General features: G+C 68.9%; 4 protein-coding genes and 1 pseudogene. 3 read left to right on the top strand and 2 right to left on the bottom strand.

Features of this window, described 5'->3' with window-relative positions; all coding sequences use genetic code 11:
- The first annotated feature begins 573 nt into the window (after nt 1–573).
- The gene (locus Acy02nite_RS45745) at nt 574–1,446 is read left to right on the top strand and encodes a hypothetical protein (RefSeq protein WP_203756472.1); all 873 of its coding nucleotides are present in this window, start codon (nt 574–576) and stop codon (nt 1,444–1,446) included.
- Between the two features lie 299 nt (nt 1,447–1,745).
- On the opposite strand, the gene Acy02nite_RS45740 is transcribed toward Acy02nite_RS45745, so the two are convergent.
- Both Acy02nite_RS45740 and Acy02nite_RS45735 read right to left on the bottom strand, forming a co-directional pair.
- Nucleotides 1,746–3,212: an NF041680 family putative transposase gene (locus Acy02nite_RS45740; RefSeq protein WP_203756469.1), complete on the bottom strand. Its 1,467-nt coding sequence runs from the start codon at nt 3,210–3,212 to the stop codon at nt 1,746–1,748.
- Nucleotides 3,213–3,539: 327 nt separating this feature from the next.
- Nucleotides 3,540–4,355, bottom strand: coding sequence for a DNA polymerase Y subunit UmuC family protein (locus tag Acy02nite_RS45735; RefSeq protein WP_203756467.1), 816 nt, complete (start codon nt 4,353–4,355; stop codon nt 3,540–3,542).
- Between the two features lie 128 nt (nt 4,356–4,483).
- On the opposite strand from Acy02nite_RS45735, the pseudogene Acy02nite_RS45730 reads away from it, so the two are divergent.
- Both Acy02nite_RS45730 and Acy02nite_RS45725 read left to right on the top strand, forming a co-directional pair.
- Nucleotides 4,484–4,585: pseudogene (locus Acy02nite_RS45730) on the top strand (TetR/AcrR family transcriptional regulator); the annotation flags it as partial.
- A gap of 321 nt (nt 4,586–4,906) precedes the next feature.
- Nucleotides 4,907–7,580: IPT/TIG domain-containing protein (locus tag Acy02nite_RS45725; RefSeq protein WP_203756465.1), on the top strand; the 2,674-nt coding region annotated here is incomplete at its 3' end.

The raw sequence follows: 7,580 nt of genomic DNA, 5'->3' as shown, positions 1-7,580 counted from the left end.
CTTCACGGTCTCATTCTTGCGGTTCGATGCCCGTAACACCCGCCATCCGGTGCGAGTCGGCGGCCCGATCGAGCTTCGCCCGGTGGTCAGGGTCTTCTCAGTGGCCAGTGCACGCAGCGCGCCGAGAGGACCGGCCTGCTGGATTGGATGACGGTGCACCGCACCGCCCGCCCGGTCGCCGGGCAGGCCCCCGTTCCGCACCTGGCGGAATCCGGTTCGTTAGAAATCTAACTTCAGTTCTCCGTGCTGCCGGGGGCTGGTCGCGGACCCCGCCTAGCCTGCTGGCGGGGGACTGACACGCCGGTGTCCTTGGGCCCGGTCGCCCGGCAGCGTAAAGTCGGCGGTGGCACGGCTACGCGTGCCCGCTCCGAGTCGTGCCGGCCCACGTCTGTCACGACGGCGAAGACAAGGTTCCCACCCGAATCGCGTAGCAGCGTTTCGCCAGGTCAGTCATGTACCCACGGCGGGACCGGACGTGGGACGTCCCGCGAGACGGAGCACATGATGACCCGTAACCGCCGCCACAAGACCGCGATCCGGGCCCGGCAGGCCGAGGTCGGCGTCCCGTACCTGGTGGCCCGTCGGCAGCTCACCGCATCCCCTTCAACGGTACCGACGGCCGGTGCCGAGCCGCCGGCCGAAGTCCAGATCCTCCCTCCGCTGGCCGCTTGGACCCGGCCGATCGAATGCCGCTTGTGGGCTGAGATGACAGCCACCCACGGCCCGCTGATTGCCGTGACCATCAGCTCAGGCGATCGCTGGTGGGAGCTGGACGACTTGGCCCGGGAGGTCGCCGGCGCGCTGCAGGACCGCCCCGCACAAGAGCGCGGCCTGTGGATGGGCCGCGGCCGGTACTACGTGACCAAGCGGGAGCACCTGGCCGGCATTGCCGCGGCCCTGGACGCCGTCGACGCGCTGCCGCGATTGACCGTACGCGCCGTTCCTGACGCGGACCGCTGCGAGCACACCAGCTGCCGTCGGCGTCGGGGGGAGCCGCCGGTTCAGCGCACCACCAAGCCGCGGCCGCCCGCGCCGCCGTCAGTGGTGTTCGGGTCGATGCAAAGCCTCACAGAGGTGATGGATCAGCAGCCGCTGCTCACCTACTTCGGCTTCGGCGTGTCCTGGCGCCGCGGCCAGACAGCCGAGGAACGCCGGACCGAGCTCGCCGCCGGACGCACCAGGCTGGCAGGGCACGATGAGTCGGTGCGGGAGATCGCCGCCTGGCTGCGCGACAACGTCACGCCGATCAAGACACCTACGGTCGGCAGCTACGGCATGAAACACGTGGTAGAGGACCTGATCGGCCGGTACGTGTCCAACGGCGAGCTGATCGCCGCAGCCCTGGTGGCCGGTTATCCCCACCGTCACATCGACGGCCCGAACGCCACCTTCGGCATGAGTGCTCGCGACGTCGACCGGCTCCGTAAAGCCGCGCGCGCTGCCTGAGATCGCAGCTGGAGGTTCTTGACGACTGGCCCCGATAATCCGAAGGTTGCCGGGGCCAGTTCAGATCGGTCTAGGAGGAGCGCCCGTAGTCTCCAGCGAGCTCGTCCATCTACCGATTCCGGGGAGCGAACGCCGCCACCGGAATCTGGATCGGCCAGGGCTGCGCCACCTGGATCGCCTCCTTGAACGCCGCGACCAGGTCGTAGCCCGGGCAGCGCGCTTCACACCGCTCATTCCGCGAGCGTAGAAGCGGCCTCAACTCGATCTTGAAGTAGAGAGACAGGCACTGAGCTTGGCGTTTAACCAGTTCGGCGGGGTTTGGTGCCCTTCTTGTGGTGGGTCGGTCGGTGGTGAGCCTGGCCGGTGACCAGGATGAGTCCCACGTCGTGACGGGCAGCGGGCTGCCGGTTGCGGGAGCCGGGCGGACGTCCGGGGCCGGGGCGGCTGGGTTTAGGTGCACGCGCTGGTGAGGCGCTGGTCGCGCGGAGGTTCCGAAACCCTCGCCGGACCCGGGCCGGGGTGAGCCGCTCCGGTGCCGTTGGACGTTCCCAGGGCCGGCGCAGGTCCTGAGCGAGGGGCCGGGCGAGGCGCAGCTGAGTATGCGCAGTTATGACCAGCCAGGTCCAACGGTCCGCGGCGGCGGGCTCGCGGAGCTGCGGGGCGGTCCAGCCGAGGGTCTGTTTGAGTAGGCGGAAGGTGTGCTCGATGTCGAAGCGGCGCAGGAACGCCTGCCAGCATCGGTCGACATCCGTCGGCGTGGCGTCGACCTTGGACCACCACAGCCAGAGCGGCTTGGGTTCACCCCGGCTGGGCAGGTGGCCGACGGTGAGCCGGATGACCGTGCCGGCGATGATCGGCAGCGCCTGGTCATGGTTGACCCACGCCGCCCGGCGTGTCAGACGCGGGTGCAGCCGGTCCCACGCCTGCGCCTTCACCTGGCCGTAGAGGCGGGTGTCGGTGTTCGTGACCGCGTGCTCGACGTCCCAGGTGGCAGGGTCGCCAAAGACGAACTCCCCGCCGTGCTTGGCTGGCCGACCGCCCAAGGGCTGGTAGACCCGCGGCGGGGTCGGACGGCGCAGCACCCGGTCGGAACGCATCCGACCGAGGATCTCCACCGGCAGGTCACGTAGCAGCCAGGCGATACGCGGGGCTTCGTAGCCAGCGTCCAGCACGATCAGGATGTCGCGGTCTCCGACCTGCCACTGCCCGGCGTCGGTGAGGCGGTCGACGAGCTGCCGGATCTGTGCGCAGGTGATCGTGGTGACGTCTGCGCCGGGTGGCAGGCGGATAGCGTCGAGCAGGGCGGTCCAGGAGGTGCGGCCGGTCTCCAGGGCGGCGACGATCGAGTACGGCCAGCCCGGGATCATCCGATGTTCGTCCTTGCCACGCCCGTAGGTATGGCAGAACGCGCGCTGCGGACTGCAGTCGCCATCCGGGCGCAGCCACGGCGAGACGTCCACCGCGAGCACCAGGCGGCCGTCCGCGGCCCGTGGCAACGGCAACCCGGCCAGCTGCCGGCGCAGCGATTCGACGTCGATGCGGCCAGCGTTGAGCGCGTCATACATGGCGCCGTGACCCCGCCGGTGCTCCGGCGCGAGGGACAACCCGACCAGCGTCTTAACCGGCCCGTCGGTGCACAACAGGGCGTCCGTCAGCTCGAACAATGCGTCGGCCCGCCTGGTCATGCATCGGTAGAGCTGCTCCCGGAACCTCGCCAATACATCGATCGCTTCCGCCTTGTCCGTCACGACCGCCACAACGAGCATCGATAGGTGTCCGATGCGCCCATCCTCACGGGATGACGCTCGGTCACCGTCGGTCAGACCGGAGGAGGGCCCTTACGAACGCGCTCAACTGCCGAGTTGAGCGCATCCCGCTCGCCAGCCTCTTACAGCACCGTGGAGGCGGCGACTGTGTACTTCAACTGTCCTACAAAAATGTCTCTGTACTCGGCGACCCGATCGGATGGCAGCCGAAATAGACTGTTTCCGTACTTCGGGTTGACCACCATAAATCTTCGGCCGCGCTAGGGGCGGTGGCGTCCGTGGTGAGGGTGACGCATCGTGGAGTATGACTACCTTCTCTGTTTCGGATCAAGCAATTGCGCGGGCCGACGAGCGGCTGCTGCGGGCGGCGGTGGCGGCGTACCTCGGCCGGTACCGGGGCGAGTCCCGTATGCACACCGGCTCGGAACTGAAGGTGTTCCTGACCTGGTATGCAGCACCGCGTCGGGCCCGAGCAGGCCCTGGACGCGGTGCAGTGCCCGGTGCGCCGCTCCCGCTCCCCGCCCGGGTCACCCAAAGGCCGGCCTGCAGCCTGGCCTGCCGGACCACGCCGTGCGGGGTCAGCACCAGCGTGGTGATGGCGGCGGCGAGCCGGCGGCGGGTGAGCCACCCGTCGAGCTGCCACCGGGTCCGGTCCGCGATGCCGTGGGCGGTGAGCAGCCCGTCGTGGCGCCACACGCGCGACAGTTCCTGACCGTCGGTGGTGACCGCGCCGATCTCCAGGCGGGTGCAGGCCAGGCCGTGGCCGGTCAACCGCTCGTACAACCGCACCGCGAGTGTGCGGGCGGCGAACGCGGCGACGTCGACCCGCTCCAGCGGTTCGTCGTAGGTGTCGCAGACGGCCAGGTCGACCGGCGGGGTACGGACCTCCAGCGGCCGGTCGTCGCGGCCGCCGGCGAGCCGGTGCGCGATCGCGGCGTCGAGCCCGAAGCGGGCCAGCACGTCACTGCTGGGCAGCGCCGCGAACGCCCCTGAGGTAGGGATATCCAACCGCTTGAGCAGGTCGACCAACGGCGGCTGGTCCAGCACCGTCAACGGAAGGTCGGCGAGGAACCCGGGGGTGGCGCCGGCCGGCGCCTCGGCCGACGGGGTGGCGGCGGTGGCCCGGGGACTGAGGCATGTCACGCTCGGCTGGGCGTACGCCGGATGGTTCCTGCAACTGCTGATTGTGGACCGGCTGGCGCAACTGGTCTCGGACGCGCTGATCGCCCCGCCGCAGCGGGCGGGCCGATCGGCTCCGTGCGAACAGAGGGATGACCGACACCAAGCAGCGGCTCGTCGAGGGGACCCTGCCCGCGCTGCGGCGGCACGGCATCACCGGCGTCTCGGCGCGGACGATCGCCGCGGCCGCCGGCGATGCCCGCGGCGGGGCAGCGGCCGCCGCCGACCGCGAGGTGGGTCTGTTCACACAGTTGCTGGCGCCGCTGGACCCATCGCCCGGCGGGCCCTGCGCGCCCGCCTCCGGCGGATGACCCGCTGACCCCGGCCCGCGAGCCCCGGACCGGCGGAAGGCGTCCGTTCCCAGTCGGCGTAGTGGATCCGCCGCCAGGCCGAGTGGTGTGGGGTCAGGACCCGCCTGCCGCCCGCCTGGATGCCTCGGTCCTGACCAAATAGTCCGTTGAGGTAGGGATCGAGCCATATGCTCTCATCAGACGGGATCGGAAGGGCTTAACATAATGGTGATCACTCCCGGGCGGAGGATCCGTCTGATCTTCAATGGTGCGCTCGCGGTGGCTCTGGTCCTCGCGCAGCTCCTGGCCGCGCCGGCCACGGCACCCGCATACGCCACGGGAGGTGGCGCCTTATTCGGCGTTTCCGTCGGGTTGTCCAGTCCGGCCGCCGGGGCCGGCCACGTGACGTACACGGTGGCGTTCACGACTTCCCCGACCGGTGCGCTGAAAAGCGGGGCGAGCACGGTCACGGTCGATGCTCCCGGGGTCAGGCTGCCGGAGTGCGGGCATCTGTATGCCGCCAACCGGGATATCGGCGGAGCCTGTCCGGGAGCCGGGTCGCGGCAGGTGCTCTACGTCTACGAAGACGTGGATGCCGGGCAGCAGGTCGAGATCGTCTACGGGAGCGTCACCAATCCGCCCACGGCGGGCTCGTACTCGTTGACGGTGAGCACGTCCAGCGACACCGCCGCCAGTGCCCGCTACTCGATCGTCGGCGGTGGGTCTGTGTCGGGGGTGTCGGTCGATTTGTCCACCGCTGCCGCCGGGGTCAAGGGTGTGACGTACACGGTGTCGTTCAGGACCTCCGCGACCGGCGGGCTGGGTGATGCGGGCATGATCACCGTGGATGCGCCCGGCCTGATCCTGCCGACGTGCGCCTACCTGGTGGATGAGGCCAGCACCAGCGGTGGCATGGACGCGTGTTCCTCCACGGGGCCCGGGTCGAGACTGCTCCTGAGTGACTTCGGGGAGGTCGGAGCCGGGCGGCAGATGCAGCTCGTCTTCGACGGCGTCACCAACCCTGCCGCGGCGGGCTCGTACTCGTTGACGGTGAGCACGTCCAGCGACACCGCCGCCAGTGCCCGCTACTCGATCGTCGGTGGTGGGTCTGTATCGGGGGTGTCGGTCGGTTTGTCCACGCCCGCCGCCGGGGTCAAGGGTGTGACGTACACGGTGTTGTTCACCACCTCGGCGACCGGGACGCTGCATGACGGCGGAGGCAGCATCACGGTGAACGCTCCCGGTACGACGCTGCCGACCTGCGCCGAGCTGGTGGATGTGGCCAGCGGAGACTCCGGGCAGTCGTGTTCGTCGGGGCGGCCGGGCTCCACGCAGGTTCTGGTTGCGGGATTCGATGTCGGGGCCGGACGGCAGATGCGGCTGACCTTCGACGGCGTCACCAACCCGGCCGTGGCCGGCTCGCACTCGCTGAGCGTGAGCACGTCCAGTGACACCGCCGCCAGTGCCCGCTACCGCACCGTACCCGCGGCACCGATCAGCGGCGACATCGTCAACAGCTCGGGGCGCGCAATAGCAGGCGCGGCCATCCAGGCATGCTTTGCAGACCGAACGACGTGCTTCACCGGAACAAGCGATCGTCAGGGACGCTTTTCGCTCGACGTGGAAGTAGGTTACGGCTACCAGGTGACAGCGCACGTGGCAGCCGGCGACTACTCGGTCGGCGCCGCACTTCCCTTCCCGTTGCCGGTGATCGATGAGCACGGAATATCGGACGTCCGCCTGCGGGCAGACGTCTTCCCCGTGCCCGAGGGTATGACTGTGGCCGAGCGGTCGAGGGGGATCCCGTCCGTACACATGGGCGATGCCACGCCTGTCACGGTGCGGGGATGTTCCGGGGGGATCGCCGCAGCGGTATTGACCTCCACGGACGATCCGAGCCTGCAATCGGTGCCGACGATCCTCAACGAGACGCACCCTGGCTCGGGAGTCTACGAAGGCTCGATACCGCCGCAGTCATTCATGCACGGCGCGGCGCAGATCAAGAGCAACGTCTATTGTTTCTCGGCGGTATTTCCCAAGGCCGGCCCGTCCGCAGGTGGCACACGTGTGGCGATCAACGGCACCCATCTGTCCACGGTGACGTCGGTCCGGTTCGGCACGACAGCGGCCGAGAGCTTCCAGATCCTCTCCGACTCGCTCATCGTCGCTGTATCGCCACCCGGACAGGGGGTGGTCGACGTGACGGTGGCCAACACGTCCGGCAGGAGCAGCACCACCGCAGCGGGACAGTACACGTATTACTCCCTCGACTCGGTGTCGCCCGCGACCGTTTCCTCCTCGGGAGGCACCAGGGTCACCATTCGCGGCGACGGGCTTCACGCAGTGGATCTCGTCTTGTTCGGCGATCGGCCGGCCCAACAACTCGAGGTACGGTCGGACCACGAGATCACCGCAATCGCTCCGTCCGGCGCGGGCGAGGTGAAGGTGTTCGGCGCTGCGATCGGCGGTTCACCGGCCGATCTGGAAGCCGCGGCGAATATTGCGGTGAGCTACGGCGGCAATACCACGTCTTTTCCGGCGGCGTCACCTGCGGCGAGGAGCTTCCCGACAGCAATGCCTGGGTCGGGCCACCCACCGAGCCGGCCCCTTGACCATGCCGAAGAGCGGGGAATTCGAGCGAAGGCGAGCAGCGATGCTCCAGAACTCGAAACCTTCTACAAGACCTCCAAAGGCTTCCTGGAGATCGCAGGGGCGCTGGCCCTGGGATACAAGATACGAAATTGGGCCTTGGCGGTAGATCTTGCGGCCCCATTCCTGGAGAGTTTGGCGGCGTACGGCGGCCTTGCCATCGCCTACGTGGTGATTCCGCTCGTCGTCGCGGGCATCGCGTTGTACGTCGCATCGCTCTGGATAGACCCGAGCGGCACGATCATGGACC

The sequence above is a fragment of the Actinoplanes cyaneus genome (genome assembly GCF_016862095.1).
In the GTDB taxonomy this organism is placed as follows: Bacteria; Actinomycetota; Actinomycetes; order Mycobacteriales; family Micromonosporaceae; genus Actinoplanes; species Actinoplanes cyaneus.
This window is presented reverse-complemented; position numbering and strand designations above follow the sequence as displayed.

What these genes read in the sequence shown, in the direction of transcription:
- Acy02nite_RS45740 (WP_203756469.1), bottom strand. Translation starts at nt 3,212, where the DNA reads ATGCTCGTTGTGGCGGTCGTGACGGACAAGGCGGAAGCGATCGATGTA.